The sequence below is a fragment of the Blastopirellula marina DSM 3645 genome, assembly GCF_000153105.1.
Lineage (GTDB): Bacteria > Planctomycetota > Planctomycetia > Pirellulales > Pirellulaceae > Blastopirellula > Blastopirellula marina.
In genome coordinates, this window is the sequence record NZ_CH672377.1 from 193,325 (window position 1) to 207,335 (window position 14,011).

General features: G+C 57.2%; 17 protein-coding genes. 10 read left to right on the top strand and 7 right to left on the bottom strand.

Annotated features, from left to right (window positions below; all coding sequences use genetic code 11):
• Window positions 1-196: 196 nt before the first annotated feature.
• From DSM3645_RS19855 to DSM3645_RS19865, 5 genes are all read left to right on the top strand, one after another.
• Complete coding sequence (locus tag DSM3645_RS19855; protein WP_040352835.1) at window positions 197-1,399, top strand: helix-turn-helix domain-containing protein; 1,203 nt, start codon at window positions 197-199, stop codon at window positions 1,397-1,399.
• 219 nt (window positions 1,400-1,618) lie between these two features.
• Window positions 1,619-1,753: a hypothetical protein gene (locus tag DSM3645_RS31650; RefSeq protein ID WP_261339765.1), complete on the top strand. Its 135-nt coding sequence runs from the start codon at window positions 1,619-1,621 to the stop codon at window positions 1,751-1,753.
• A complete protein-coding gene (locus tag DSM3645_RS30525) occupies window positions 1,737-1,892 on the top strand; it encodes a hypothetical protein (RefSeq protein ID WP_154657815.1) in 156 nt (51 codons plus the stop codon). Before DSM3645_RS31650 ends, DSM3645_RS30525 begins: the two co-directional genes overlap by 17 nt.
• Window positions 1,893-2,246: 354 nt before the next feature.
• Entirely contained in the window at window positions 2,247-2,897 is a 651-nt protein-coding gene (locus tag DSM3645_RS19860; RefSeq protein WP_040352836.1) for a hypothetical protein, read from the top strand.
• Between the two features lie 118 nt (window positions 2,898-3,015).
• Window positions 3,016-4,008: a hypothetical protein gene (locus DSM3645_RS19865; protein WP_040352837.1), complete on the top strand. Its 993-nt coding sequence runs from the start codon at window positions 3,016-3,018 to the stop codon at window positions 4,006-4,008.
• Here the strand turns inward: DSM3645_RS19865 and DSM3645_RS19870 are convergent.
• Window positions 4,005-4,592, bottom strand: a complete 588-nt coding sequence (locus DSM3645_RS19870; protein WP_040352838.1) for a hypothetical protein — start codon at window positions 4,590-4,592, stop codon at window positions 4,005-4,007. The two genes, DSM3645_RS19865 and DSM3645_RS19870, sit on opposite strands and share 4 nt — an antisense overlap.
• Before the next feature lie 732 nt (window positions 4,593-5,324).
• On the opposite strand from DSM3645_RS19870, the gene DSM3645_RS28690 reads away from it, so the two are divergent.
• The 5 genes from DSM3645_RS28690 (at window position 5,325) to DSM3645_RS19900 (ending at window position 8,625) form a co-directional block, all read left to right on the top strand.
• Window positions 5,325-6,077, top strand: a complete 753-nt coding sequence (locus DSM3645_RS28690) for a hypothetical protein (protein WP_131282748.1) — start codon at window positions 5,325-5,327, stop codon at window positions 6,075-6,077.
• 133 nt (window positions 6,078-6,210) lie between these two features.
• A complete protein-coding gene (locus DSM3645_RS19885; RefSeq protein ID WP_050769464.1) occupies window positions 6,211-7,185 on the top strand; it encodes a DUF3991 and TOPRIM domain-containing protein in 975 nt (324 codons plus the stop codon).
• Between the two features lie 148 nt (window positions 7,186-7,333).
• Entirely contained in the window at window positions 7,334-7,567 is a 234-nt protein-coding gene (locus tag DSM3645_RS19890; RefSeq protein WP_040352840.1) for a hypothetical protein, read from the top strand.
• Window positions 7,564-7,890, top strand: coding sequence for a type II toxin-antitoxin system RelE/ParE family toxin (locus DSM3645_RS19895; protein ID WP_040352841.1), 327 nt, complete (start codon window positions 7,564-7,566; stop codon window positions 7,888-7,890). The genes DSM3645_RS19890 and DSM3645_RS19895 overlap by 4 nt, the downstream gene beginning before the upstream one ends.
• A gap of 471 nt (window positions 7,891-8,361) precedes the next feature.
• The gene (locus DSM3645_RS19900) at window positions 8,362-8,625 is read left to right on the top strand and encodes a hypothetical protein (RefSeq protein ID WP_050769465.1); all 264 of its coding nucleotides are present in this window, start codon (window positions 8,362-8,364) and stop codon (window positions 8,623-8,625) included.
• Window positions 8,626-8,744: 119 nt separating this feature from the next.
• Here DSM3645_RS19900 and DSM3645_RS19905 read toward each other — a convergent pair whose 3' ends face one another.
• The 6 genes from DSM3645_RS19905 to parA all read right to left on the bottom strand — a co-directional run bounded on the left by DSM3645_RS19905 (window position 8,745) and on the right by parA (window position 13,882).
• Window positions 8,745-9,044, bottom strand: a complete 300-nt coding sequence (locus DSM3645_RS19905; protein ID WP_040352842.1) for a type II toxin-antitoxin system RelE/ParE family toxin — start codon at window positions 9,042-9,044, stop codon at window positions 8,745-8,747.
• The gene (locus tag DSM3645_RS19910) at window positions 9,025-9,297 is read right to left on the bottom strand and encodes an addiction module protein (RefSeq protein ID WP_040352843.1); all 273 of its coding nucleotides are present in this window, start codon (window positions 9,295-9,297) and stop codon (window positions 9,025-9,027) included. The genes DSM3645_RS19905 and DSM3645_RS19910 overlap by 20 nt, the downstream gene beginning before the upstream one ends.
• A 256-nt stretch (window positions 9,298-9,553) precedes the next feature.
• Window positions 9,554-9,964, bottom strand: coding sequence for a hypothetical protein (locus tag DSM3645_RS19915; RefSeq protein ID WP_040352844.1), 411 nt, complete (start codon window positions 9,962-9,964; stop codon window positions 9,554-9,556).
• A gap of 2 nt (window positions 9,965-9,966) precedes the next feature.
• The gene (gene mobF, locus DSM3645_RS19920; RefSeq protein WP_002654161.1) at window positions 9,967-12,870 is read right to left on the bottom strand and encodes a MobF family relaxase; all 2,904 of its coding nucleotides are present in this window, start codon (window positions 12,868-12,870) and stop codon (window positions 9,967-9,969) included.
• A 143-nt stretch (window positions 12,871-13,013) separates the two neighbouring features.
• Window positions 13,014-13,265 carry a plasmid partition protein ParG gene (locus DSM3645_RS19925; RefSeq protein WP_040352845.1) on the bottom strand — a complete coding sequence of 84 codons (252 nt, stop codon included), beginning with the start codon at window positions 13,263-13,265 and terminating at the stop codon, window positions 13,014-13,016.
• Window positions 13,262-13,882, bottom strand: a complete 621-nt coding sequence (gene parA, locus DSM3645_RS19930) for a ParA family partition ATPase (protein WP_040353104.1) — start codon at window positions 13,880-13,882, stop codon at window positions 13,262-13,264. Before parA ends, DSM3645_RS19925 begins: the two co-directional genes overlap by 4 nt.
• Between the last annotated feature and the right edge of the window lie 129 nt (window positions 13,883-14,011).

Here is a 14,011-nt window from a genome sequence, read left to right on the forward strand (position 1 = left end):
GGCGGGTTGCGACCAACAAGCCGCTAATCGTCAGGCGGAGGCGGCATCGCTCGTAGCTCCTGCGAAAAAATCCCCCTGCTCGGCCGTCGCGAACATCGCTGAGCGAAGCAGGCAAGTGGTATGGCCGTATCGTAGGAATAGGCGTCTCCGCTTGCTAATCACCAAAAATGCAGAAACTGCATACCAAGGAAACTCCATGGCCAAGGCCTCCCCGGAATCGCAACTGGACGAGTCGAAACGTCAGCAATACGAAGCGGAGCTCCGCGAGTTTTATCGAGGCGACTATCCGACGATGCTGATGGTCAAGGGAGAGCGGATCGCCAAGCTGCGCGAATGGCTCGGCAAGCATGAAGGCCGAGGCAAGCCGATTTCGCAGGAAGAACTCGCGACTCGGGCAGGTCTGCTCGTCGATCAGGCGACGATTCAGCGTTATGAAAAAAAATACAAGGAAGCGCCCACAATTCACCTGTGGGCGATCGCCCGGGCTTTCGGCGTGGCGCTGCACGAAGTCGCTTACACTTCGCCGTCCCTTCCCCCGCCGATGCCCGCCACCGCGCTCTACCGCGCCAAGGTGTTTCTCATTCGCAGTTGGCTGCTCGGAACGTTGCCCAAAGATCCCACGATCGATCTACGGCACTACGTCGACAAAGAGTGGCGAGATCCCCATTTTCGCGAGTTGATCAGTCTGACGAAGAATCAGGAACAAATCTTGTGGCATAGCCTGGCGCAAGATGGCTGGGTCGCCCAGAACGCCGCGGGCGAGTTTTTCTTTCAGGAAAACCACCGCCTGCCGCCGACCCCGGCGATCTTTTTTCGCCTCGGGATTCAGATCACGCATCTGGCGATGGAAATCGTGACGATCGAGCATGCCGCCTACGCCAACATCATCGCTCGCATCGAGCATTGCCTCCAGTCGCTCGCCAAGGCGCTGTTAGACGCCCAAGAGGCGCTCCGGGATGATGGTCTCAATTTAGAGCTTGCATTAGAGGCGCTGCGCGATTGCGATTTGGCCCTGGCCGACACCGATACGGTCGCTCCCCAAGTGACGCTCTTGCATCACGCCGCGTTCGCCCAATGGGTCGACGCCTCGGTCGCAATGGTGACCGCCGCTCAAGACGGCGAGCGATTCAATCTCGATACGTTTCTGAGACCGGTCTTGCAGATTCTTTATCATCACCGCGAACAGCTTTTTTACTTGCTGCGCAATGATCCGGCCAACTTGGCTGCTGCGCAGCAACTGGAGCTGCAATATCGCCAAGCGGTCTTCGCCTATTTGGCGAAATGGTCCGAGTTGCGTCATCACCTGGCGGAGTTAGGCCTATTGTCGGAAGCGACCACGCCTGCTTCCCCAGAAACTCCGACGAAACCGCCGAAAAAGAAAGGAAAACGCAAACGCTGATCAATGGTGCAGGCGAATTTTTCTTGCCTGACGGCGAACTAGTGCGCTACGGTAGAACTGTCGGGCGAATGGTCGCTCGATGGGGTGTCGTAGCCTCCAGACAAACGGTCCGTCAGGTCCGGATGGTCGCGAAATACAAGAGGACCTCCGGTCTAAATACGCGGCACTGCTGTCTGGCGGTTACGAACATCCGGACGCCAACCGAGAGGACCGTCACCGATGGAAAAAATTTTCGTTTCCCCAGCCGAAATTAACGCCGCCCAGCCTTCGCTCTGCCCCCATGTCGCGAGCGCCGCCGGACGGCTGGCGGCCAACGACGAGAGGATCGCTCCGAACGATGATGACGCCGACTGAGCCGTCGCCGGGACTAATTCGCACGATTGTTGAGTGCGGGCGTCGCCGCGGCGTCGAGATTTCTTGGCTGGAAGCGCGAGAAATTGCCCAAGAAGTTCTTGGCAATACCGCGAATGACAATCCCTGGCCTGACGTCTAACCGAACCACATCAGGCTTTGCGATCGCGTTTGTCGTGGAACAACTCAACAAAAAGTCGACAAGCGTCGCTCGGCGGGTTTGCGTTTATGAACAACTTCGGGCATGCTTTTTGGGAAGAGTCGATTCCGGCTCGTCATTTCTATATTCCTCGATCAAGGAGAAAGAACCACGAACCCATAAGAAAACCCGCCAGTGGCGGGTCTCTCGAAACTTTTGCAGCGATGCTGTCCTCTCAACAAGTTCAGCATCGCACGAAAACGAAATGCGATGCAAGCACTAATTCGATTCTTGCAACAGTTTTTTGCGGCCTAAATTTTGGCGAGGTTTTCTTCAGCACGAGAAGGAGAAAACATCATGCTGCATATCTCTCACACTGCCGCCATTCTGGCGCAGCGGCCCTATCAAATCGTCCCTGGACGAAGCGACGCTCCCCGGCGCAAATCGCTTGAATGTCCGCCTGACCGCGGCACGTTCGTCAAACCTTTGAAGCAATGCTTCGTCCGTAACCCTCGATTGATGCCGATGACGCGGATCATGCTGACACTGCTCGCCGGGTGGGCCGGTCACGGCGATTCAATCAAAACGACGATTGGGATCATCGCCAAGCATCTCGGCAAATCGCGCCGCCAATTGTTTCGCTATCTGAAAGATGCGGCCGAAGAAGGGTATCTCTATTGGACCAAGACCAAGGACCGGATCGGGCGGTACACGGGGATTTGCGTCCGTCTCAACTTTGGAGCTATTCGCTACGAGAAGGCGAGCCGAGCGAAGGCCAGCAGTCCGAAACCCGCAGAAATGGTAGATGTGCCACAAGAGTCCGACACTAAAACAACTTTATCTATTACTTTACCGGGCGAAGAAGAATTTCAAGCGCGACTGCGAGCGATCTGCTTGCGAAACGGTATCGAGCCGCCTCCTCTCAAGAGGGCGGAATGGGCGATAGGAAAGAAGATTTTGGGGCGTCGAGAGAAGATCTGGCCGGGCTCGTCAGCTACGGCATGTTGACCCCGGAATCGATCGATAAAATCCAACCTAAAATTTACCAGATGCTCATTCTTGCGAGATAAAATGATCAGGCAATAACCGTGCACCAGCTGCACGACGATCGAAGGGAGAAAAAGGCATGGCGGCGACAACCAACCGTGGCGGCGCGGGTGAAGGGCGCCCACCGGAATCGTTAGCCCAAAAGTTTGGCGACGCGGTTCAGGAGCCCGTGGCGAACGGAACGCCGAGGAGGATCGAGGATACGACGGACGAAGCGGAGCCGTATTGCTTGAGCACCTCTTTGACCGAATTCACAGGCATGAGCGACCTGCAAATGGGAAAGCTGGCTGCGGATACGCTCGCCAAAAACCTGCAGCAGCACAAAGAATATCATCAAAAGGCCGCCAATCTGTTCGGCAGCGGCAGTATCGCCGGGGTCCGCGACTTGGGCGTTCCCAATAGCTTGCGCGAGCTCAAGGAAAAGCAGCGAAAACAAGACGAGCTGTTTTACGAATGGCTCCAACAGCTTGTCAACCGCCAACTTCACGACCTCTCGCAGTTAGCCCGACACCTGGATGCATGGGTCGACAAGTTCAAGGAGTTAAGGAAACAGTTACAAGCCAAGCAGGACCAAGCCTTTGAACAGTTGGACGCACTTGACGAGGAAATGGAACGGTACGAACGAACCGGCGCCATCGACGAGGCCCGCGTGCGGCAGTTGTTAAAGGATCGCCAGGTAAATATTCCCGCCGCTGCGGATGCGGAGCTTCTCTACCAACTGGCTGCCCAAGAAGTTTCGAAACTCCGCCACGAGACGGAAATGCGGCAACGGGCGATGGAAACCTGTGATCAGGAAAGTCAGGCGTTGAAAGACCAGGCGACCGCGGCGCGGGAGACCATGGAAGAGGTTCAACGTCGGACTGACCAAGGGATCCATGCGGAAGAAGATGCCGAGGCGTTAGAGACGCAGCAAGAGATCGTCCGTAAACGGATGGAGTCGGCGCGCGAGCGTTTCGAGCAGATCGGCCATCAGGAAGAGGCCAACTACGAGGCGAACGATAGGGCCGTGGACCAAGTCAACGTCCTGGCGCCATCTCCGACGGCCGAGATCCCGACCAATTTTGAGCTCTAGTTCTTGGTGAGGGCGGGCGTATGCCCGGGATGCACCTGATTAAACATCTGGAGTACGTCTTGAAACGCCGCGCGAACTTCGCGCTCCGTATCCAAGCTGGCGTTGGGATATAGGCGTGAATCCCCTTTGCCCAGAGCGTTATTCGCTACGATAAACTGGATTCCTCCATAGGAGGTTTCGGTTTTTCGGACAAAAATGCGGGCGGGAATGCCCCGTTTCGCCAGTCCGCGCATGAACACCGCTCCTTTTTCATAGGGATCTTGCGGATCGTTTTTTCCCTGGTGAACGAGAATGGCGACTCCTTCGTTGCGGGCGACATATTCCACGGCGGCAGCGGTCGCCCGATGCTCGGAAGCCACCTTCTCCGCGCTCTGGAGAGGTTTGGTTGCGGCGGGTTGATTTTCCTGCGCGGTGGGCGCCTGCCACCGCTCGCGGAAAGAGATTTTTTCCGTTTCCACAGCCTTGTCGCGGTTATCCGCCGCCTGACTGGCGACGGGAACACATCCGGTAGAAGTCGTGAGCAGCGAGCCCGCCGTGATCGCGGCGGCGGCAAATAGAGAACTGAAATATCCTGCTTTGGTCATGGCGAACCTCCCGTTCGCATCCCTCTATCCGTTCAATCCATTCGGTTTGTTAAAGATAGTCACGATCTGCTTATCACAGTTCCCCGTCCAGCGCAAGAAAAAAAAGGAAGGGCCGAAACCCTTCCCAGTTGTGAACAAGAAAGATCATACTTACGCACGATTACTAACTATCTTACCCTGAAATAGTTAAAAATCGCTTAACGAATTCGTCTTTTGGACACGTTTGTGCATGGTGAAGTGCCCTGGCGTCCGTGAGCGAACCGCTCTTCGCTCCATGACCGGCAACCGTCTTTCCACGGCGTCGTAAAATCGTTTTATCGCTGGTACAACTTGCCGTATTCACGCGGGCGATCTTTTCTTTCCTATTGCCCCCGCCATAGATTTCTCCAGTCTCGAACTTGGGACGAAGAGTTTCCCGCAAATTCGTCCGTCTCAAGTTTGAGACAAGCTTTTTGTATCGTCGCTTGCTTGGAATTCCAGAACGTCTCGGCTGGACCTGTCAATCGCGTGAGATGCAAACGCATCGTTTCTCTTCGGCCGGGCAATGGGAAACAGAAAGGCATCCTGGCTGATCGCCGTCTGTGGCTTCAAGGGTCGCGAAAATTTTCCAATTCGCATAGAGCGGGAAATTTTTCGGCGAGCCGCCGAGCGGCAAACCCTGGACGCCCCGACCTTAGCGATCATCCGGTCGGCTGGCATCGTTTCCCACAACCAACCGAAAGGAGAAAAACGATGATTTTATCTACTACCAATCCACCAATTCCGGCCCCGCAGGCCGTCCCTACTCCCAGCAATTTCGCTCGAGAGGCTACGTCGAAGCCGAGATTCGTGGAACTGCCGATCGCACCGCGAAACGCCAGTCCCGTTCCCGAACTGACGAGCATCCACAGCGTCAAAGGCCGCGGACCGTATGGCGACAATCGCTATCGAGGCAACTGCGGCGGGCACATCATTCGTGACCTGCTGCGGTACTTCCAGCCCAAAAATGTTCTCGATCCGATGATGGGCTCCGGCACCTGCCGTGATGTCTGCCGGGAACTTCGGATTCCGTGTCACTCGATGGATGTTCGCAAAGGACAAGATGCGGCCGATCGAGCCAGCTACGCTGACTGCGAGCCGGTCGAGTTCGTCTGGATGCACCCACCCTATTGGCGGATGGTTCGTTACAACGCCGATTCCCGCTGCCTGTCGAATGCTCCGTCACTCGACGCGTTTCTCGATCAAATGGAACTGGTGCTGCGAAACTGCCAGAGCGTCCTCAAGCCTCGCGGCAAGATTGCCGTTCTGATCGGCGGCTATAGCGATCGCGGTCGTTACCAGCCGTTGCCCCATCTGCTCGTAGCTCGGGCCATCCAAGTTGGACTCTGGCCTGCGTGCACCGAAATCATTCGCTTCCAGCATGGCAACACGTCTTCGCGAAAGACGTACCGGTCGAGTTTTATCCCCGGACTGCATGACGTATGCCTCGTATTCGAGCGGGTCTAAACCATGACGACGAAGCGTAAAATCGCATTTCCGCCGACACGCTTCGTCGCCGCGCCGCAATTGCGACTTTTTTCCCATCGCCCCCGCTCGATTTTCGCTTGCCTCCGAGAGCACATCCGCGCTACGATTTCGCATGACTGAGGCGCGGCGAACCGATGAGTTGGAAGACTTCAAATCGCAGATCAATTTCTGCCAGTACGCTAGCTCGCGCGGCTTTACGCTCGATCCCAAGCAAAGCAGTCGGAGCAGCGCGGTAATGCGACACGCCAATGGCGATAAGCTGATCGTCGCCCGCTCGCCCAATCGTCACTGGATCTACTTCAACGTGCATGACAGCCGCGATCGGGGCACGATTATTGACTTTGTTCAAATCCGTGATCGTTTGTCGCTCGGCGAAGTTCGCAAGGAGTTGCGTCCCTGGATCGGTCGCCACGAGACGATCACTGTCGTAAAGCCGCCATCCTTTCCCGAATTGACGCCGGTGGAACATGACGTAACCCGCGTGTTGGACGTTTGGATCAAAGCTCAATCTATTTCGGGATCACACGTTTATCTTGAACAAATGCGAAAAATTCCGCCAGCCGTTTTGAGCGATCCGATCTTCGCCGATCGCATTCGCATCGATGATCGCGGCAACGCCCTCTTCCCGCACTTCGGCGGCGATGGACTCTGCGGCTTTGAAATCAAGAACAACAATTTTACGGGCTTTTCGCCCGGCGGCGTGAAAGGACTGTGGTGCTCTCGACTCCAGGCAGACGACCGGAAACTGGTGATTTGCGAAACGGCGATCGACGCCTTGAGTTACGCCGCCCTCTTCGGCGCGAAGCGAACGCGGCTAGTCAGCACCGCCGGGCAGATTAGTCCTGTCCAAGCGAAGCTCTTGCAATCTGCGGCTGAGAAACTCCCTTGTAACGGCGAGATTGTGCTGGCGATGGATAACGATCCCGGCGGGCGTCAGCTTGTCGAAACCATTTCCGGCGTGCTGGCGGAGATCGATCTCACGAACAAACTTCTTGTTGTGCGGCAGCCAGATGTCGAGGGAGAAGATTGGAACGATGTGCTCAAGCGAACCGGCTGGATTTTCCCGGCTTCACCGGTCTTAGGCTAGCAATAATGCGCTTTTGCGACGCAACGTAAAATCGCATTTACGATTGTCCGCATACGCATCTCCAACGGCTGCGACTATAATGGAGGGCGTCGCGTTGCTTTGACCAAACCGGAGCGTTCATGCTACGATCGCGGAAAAGGAGAAAACCATGGAAATTGACCTGCCGGAAGATCTGACGCAGCGCCTAAAACAGCGGGCGGCGAGCGGCATGAGCGAGATCGACGTCATTCGCCAAGGACTCGACGCGCTCGATTGGCAAGACGGCGAACGTTTGGCGATCCAAGAAGGGATCGAGGCGATGGCGGCGGGCCAAGTCGGAGATTTCCACGAATTCGATCGCCAGTTTCGTCAACAACACGGCATCGCTCCCGACGCCTCATGATCGATTTGAAGATCACGGAGCCTGCCCAGCAAGATATTCAAGCCGCCTACCAGTGGTGGCGGGATCGTCGTTCTCGGCGGCAGGCGGAACGATGGTATCTGGGCCTCTATCAAGCGATCGAGTCGCTGCGGCAAAATCCCAAGCGATGTCCCCTCGCCCCGGAAGCCGCCCTGCTTCCCCAGGGCGTCCGGCAACTTCTCTTCACGATCGGCAAACGCCCCACGCACCGCATTGTCTTCGCCATCGACGAAAATGCAGTGACGATCTTGCGCGTTCGTCACGCCGCCCAGGCGGATCTCCAGGCGGAAGATTTTACCTCGTGAGTGAACCGAACCATGGCGGGACGTAATCACGACGTGCCGGATCACCGTAAAACCGCAGCAGCTGCGATACGATCTTGCAGCAAATCGTAATCCGGGCCAGACAAGCAACTCGATCTCTTCTAACCCGCCGTCTGTTTTCACCGGTCGAGCGTGAGCTGCACGACCGCCTTATCGTGCCGTCGTATTTCCGCATTTACGGCGTTACGAAATTCAGCCGTTACGATTCGTCGTATTTGCGGTGGGTTGAAATTCTGGATTCGATCTCGGTCCCATTTCGTGCTAGGAGAACTTCAAGCAGGCAAGACTCGCCAGCCTGGCCCAAGCTGCCGCACGGCCGCACCTCGTACGGTCAATGCCCGGCCCGCACAAACGTGTGGGGCATGACCGCGGAGCGTCGCGTGCGGCGAGGGACCAGCAAGGCTGGCAAGTGCCCGCTGAAATACTCAACTAGCAACAGAAAAGGAGACCATCATGTCTAAATCTAAAAACAATTCGCCCGTCCACCGCATCCACATCGGAAGCGTCAGCGTGTCGATTTTCGCCAACCAGTCGCAACTCGGGAAAACGTTCCATTCCGCCCAGTTCGATCGGAGCTATCTCGACGGCGACGAGTGGAAACATACCCGCAGCTTCGGACGGGACGATTTGTTGGTGCTGGCCAAACTGGCCGATCAGGCTCACAGCTGGATCGTGGAGAACCGCGACGTCGACGGCGAATCGCCTGAGCCGAACTAGACGCAAATGGCCGTACCAGCGACTGCCGGTGCGGCCTTCGCCTTGCGACAAATCGCCTCGCCGATTTTACGATTTTACGATTTTACGATTTTACGGTGATGCGGTGATAAACATCCAAACTACATGCGATCACGCCAGTAGCCCGGCCGACGGCGAAAATGACAGACCGCCAAGCCGACGATCTTATCGGGCAATTCGACGTAGCCCAAACCATAAGGAAACTTGCGAAGCGGAAAACACCGCGTGCCATGGAGGTAGGGGGTCCAGCTTTGCGGACGTTCGGTCACCAGCTTGCGGGCTCGCTGCAGTTCCGCCCAGAACCGTTCGGCCGCCTGACTGCTCCGATCGGCGTACCACTGATAGGCGGCGCTCGCCTCCGCGATCGCGTCTACGTGATATTCAAAGGGTAGGCGGGGCATCGCCGCGGATCATCCTTTCCGCTTCGTCGGCCGGGATCGTGGCGACGCGGCCACGTTTCACATCCTCCAGACGCCGGGCGATTTCATCCTTCCAAGCCGCCTGGACCTCGGCTGCAGGCTCTTCTGGACCGTGGTCAACGGAAGGATCGGCCAAACTGCTATGAATAGCGCCCAGCACCGACAATCGCTCCTCCGCAGGCAAAGAGAGGGCGGAAGCGATCACTTCGTCGGTCGTCTGATGTTGGTCGGGCATGGCCTATCCTCCAGTTCAATTGCAGCTCCTTCTACTCTATCACGAGTTTTGACTTGGCGTCAAAGTCTTCCCATTTGGACCGTCCCAAGTTTGGGACAGGCGACAGGGAGGAGGGGGAAGCCATTCGTCCCAAACTTGGGACGGGCAGTGCCGAGGGCATTACGCGGCAGTTCGCCCTGTCCCAAATTTGGGACGCTACTGAAAGCGGGGCGGGGGCAATCGGAAAAGAACCTTGTCTCAAACTTGAGACAGGCCGCTACTGGTCGATCTCTTCGATCGAAATCGAGACGATCTCGGGCGCCGACTCCGGTCTTCCCACATCGCGCGGATCGGCCTCTTCGATCCAGAGCAGTTCGGCCCGTCCCAGTAAATCGGCCAGTTCGCGCAACCGACGCCCCTCCAAGGTGATGATCATTTTCGCCATGCCAAGTACCGAAACTTGCACGCACCCGGCGTCGCGGCAGCGAATTTCGCGAACGTCGCTATAGGGATAGCTGATCGTACCGCCGTCGCGGAGCCTCAGCTGAAACATCATTGGCGGCATCTCCCCCTCCCGCACACTTCGCCAAGGAACGTTGTTCTGCTCCGCCGACTCCCTTCGCCCCGGAAGTCCCCGCAAGATATTCCCGCCGCGCTGCTCGTCAAACGCTCGTGCTGCGTCCGCCATAGCTACCTGCTCCTTTCCATCCCGGGCGTCATGCCCATGCCCAACGAATTCTGAATATCCAACTGACGATGACGGCCGATCGGTTCGCGTGCCTGACCATCCGCCTGACGCTCTCGCCACCACCGGACCACGCGGTCCCGAAAGCTGCCGAGCAGGGAACGTCGCTCGATGGTTTGTTTGTGCTGCCGTTCAGCTTGACGGCTCGTCGTCGCCATCGTCTCGCTCGCGGCTCGACTGAGCATCTGCGTCGCCGAGAGTTGTTCGCCAGACCTTTCGATCGCTTTTCGAACCCGAGCCTTGTCGTCGACGTAAATCGCCACATCCTCCCGGCCACGGGAAACGGTCACGTAAAACTGCTTGGCGTTAATCGCCGGCAACGACTCCGATCCCATCGCGGCGATCGCGACGTGCCGATCTTTCCCCTGGCTGGCATGGCTGGTGACGACGTAGCCCAGATCGAGATGAGCATAGCTTGAATCGATCGTCCATCCATTTTTTAAAACGATATTTCCGCTCGCATCAAAACCTTTCACCTCGTCGAGCCGACCGTTGCTGATGCGGCCTTTGCCGTTTTTGGTCGTACCGCCGAGACTAAACCGGAGCTTGTCACCAGCCGCGACGCGGAGTTCCCGTTCGGCGTAAACCTCGAAGCGGTCACTGGCGGCCTGGGGAAGTTTTTTCATTTCTCCGCCAGAGAGCGGGACCAATTGCACTTCGCCATTGTTGAGGCCGGTCACCCGATACCGTTCGCCGCGCTGAAAACCTCCCTTGACGTTCTGATGAAACTGCACCACTAGGTCGGTCTGCTCGCTGTAGGTTTTGGCGTCTCCTTTTTCGGCCTCCGAGAGGTTCAGCGAGCGATACTGCACAAACGCCCGTTCCTCGGTCGCCAACTTGCCATCTTGTTTCAGACGATCACGGATTTCGGATGTCACCGCAGCCGCTTCGCGATGCGTCGGAGCGACCACAAGCGTCGATTTCCCGTTCGCTTCCGATTTCAGATAGTTGTCGGCGAGCAGCTGATAGCGATCCGCGGTCGCGACTTCCTTGATCTTGCCCATCGCATCAAGCAGATCGAAACCGGCAAGCAGGCCCGTCTTACCAGTGCGAGCGTCGACGACTTCCTGGCCGCGGCTGATCATTTCGACCGCCTGGCGATAACGCCCTTGCTGACGCTGAATCGCTTCGACGCGAGCGACGTTTAGTCCGGCTTCTTGCTCCAACAGCCGCATCGCTTCACCTCGCCGGGGCGAGGCGTGTTGACGCGTATCGCCCGACAACACGACCCGGGCGTTTTGCTCCTTCGCGATCCGAAAGACGCCGTTCATGGATCGCACATCGAGCAGGCCCGCTTCATCGATCCAGATGACTTGATCCTTCAGTTCTGGGTGGAGTTTGGAATTTCGCAGCAGATGCTCGACCGTTTGAGCCTTACGAAAACCTTTTTCCTCCAAGACTTCGCGGGCCCCGGTACTGGGTGCGAACGTAAAGACTTCTTTGCCATTTTGCTGGATTGCGTCGACCGCTTCTTCCATCAAGGAAGATTTTCCGGTGCCGGCGCCGCCAGCGACCGCCAGTACGGCGTCGCGAGACTCAAGCACGAAGCAAACGGCGTCCCGTTGTTGCTCGTTCAGCCATTCCCGCTGAAACTCATGTTCAGTTGAACTGATTGATTTGCGAGTTCCCCGACCGTCGCGGGCGTAAGCGATCATTTCCCGTTCGGCGTTCAAGACTTCTTTAGTGGTGATAAACTGGCGTTTCGTGCCATCGGCGTCGAGCGTTCGCTGAATGAGATCCATCCGATCGATCTCCGCCTCGACCGCTTCGGGCGAGAGCGTCAAGCCATGCTCCAAGGCGGCTCCGACCACCTGGTGTCTCTCGACCGTCGATTGACGATAGAGATGATGCTCCAAAGCGTACTGGACCGAGTTTCTGGCGGCGGCTTGTTCCGACTTCCCGTCGGCCCGTTCGGTCGTTTGTAGCAGCCCGGCGAATGCCGCTCGTTCCTCCGGCGTCAGTCGTGCTCGCCACTGGCTGCGCAATTGGTCGATCGACTGGCCGGTATCTTTTTTCTCGCGCGTTAGCTTGCCGAGTTTTCCTTTGCGCTCGGCGTCATGGATCGCATGCTCTTCGGCGTACTGTTCGACCTGAGTAGTCCGGCGGCTGAACTTTTCGATCGTCGCCCGCTCGACGCCCCGCAGCTCCCAGCCCCATTTCAGCTTTCCCCCTTGAGCGTAGTGAACGTGCTCCACCTCGTAGCCCAGCTCGTGCTGCATCTTCCGGGCGAGCCGGGCTTCAAACTTCGCTTGCAAGCTGGGACGCTGACGCACGATCTCCTCAAATTCGCCTGCAAAATGCTTGCCGTCCTGCTCGGTCCAGTTCACTACAAAAGCGTGAATGTGCAGATGCGGATCGGCGGCGCCTTCCACCGGTCGCGAAGTTTTGTGGAGGAAGTCGGCGTAGATGAGTTTGCCGGTCGCCTCTTTCTGCTGCGTGAAAGCGTGCCGCCCCGTTCGGACGCGACGCTGCATGAGCGGTTCGACGTCACGCCGCATCGTTTCCTGAACAGCCGCCTGCAGCATCTCTAGAATTCGCTCGTCCTCATTGATCGCCCAGGCGAGCGATACGCTCTTCGGCACGGAGAAGGTGAGATCCATTCCGGGGCGGCGATCTTTTCGGTTCCGCTGCGTCAACCGCTTGCCGGTCGTCGGATGTTTTCCTTCGAGCAGAGCGTTGAACTCTTCCTTCTTGACCTGCGATCCTGCTCCCAAACCAAGAACCTCGGCGCCGCGGCCATGCCAATGACCGGCGACTTCCTGGCCGAGATAATAATCGCCTCGGGTCAGGACCTGATCAAAGTATTGCTGCGTTCCGGAGACGCTTTTTCCTTGCGTGGCGATGAGCATGTTGAACCATACGGATGACCCAAGAACGGGGCAACCAAGAGAAGCATTTTTCGATAGGCTTGTCTCCTAAGCAGTGCTTAGGCGGTTCAAGCGTGTCACGGATGACCTGCAACCGCAACGTGCCGAATAGGATTCAAGAAAAGTTATTCACAGGTTCCATCTTGAGGCGGGCCGACTTCCACCGCGACCAGCAGTCGCACGAGATCGGAGATTCGGCATTGATGCCGGGCACAGTGGATCTTGAGCCGCGTGTAAAGATCTTGGTCCATATCCAGCGTCAGACGCTTGGTCTTCTTGCGGGGCTCAGGCATAGGCTCCGGCGATCGGTTTTCGACCCAATCATCGGCTTGCGGTTTCGCCTGCGGGCGGACCGCCATTTTAATCTGCTTGCTCATGTCAACCTCCTTAGTTCATCCATGAATCGTTCGATCTCCTTCGTCGCCTTCTTGTCGGCTTGATCCAGCACGGTGCTGCCAGTGACGATGCTTTCGGCGAACGCGACCCGCTGCCCGATATCGCTGGAGAGAATCGGGACCTCCAGTTCCGCCAGCGTTGCCCGCACGTCCCGTCCGATCGCCGTATTGGCGATTTTACGATTGATCGCCAACACGCATTTCAGTTCCGGCTTGTAGACTTGAGCTTCCCGGATCAGATCGACCGTTTCCGCCGCCGCCCACACATCCATCGGCGAGGGCTGCAACGGAATAACGACCACATCCGCAGCCAGAATGATCGACCGCGCCAACTCCGCGAGCCGGGGAGGGCCGTCAATGACCACGTCGTCGTAGTCCGACGCCATCATCTCGATTTCTTTGTGAAGCGTCGCCTTTGCCATCCCGACGACACTGAAATCAGGCGTCTCCCGAAAGTTCGACCAAGCGAGAGCGCTCCCTTGAGGATCGGCGTCAATCAGCAAGACGCGCCGCCCATAGCGAGAAAGGGCAGCCGCCGTATGGATAGAAAGAGTCGTCTTGCCGACGCCTCCTTTTTGGTTCAGAAAAGCGTAAATCATCAATGCCGTATCGTCGTGTTGCCGCATTTGCGCGGTTACGACTTGACGGTATCAATCTCAATGAAATTTCGCAATGATCTAACGAAGGTTATCCACGAAGTTAGACTTCGCATAGCGCCCTTCGTAGGC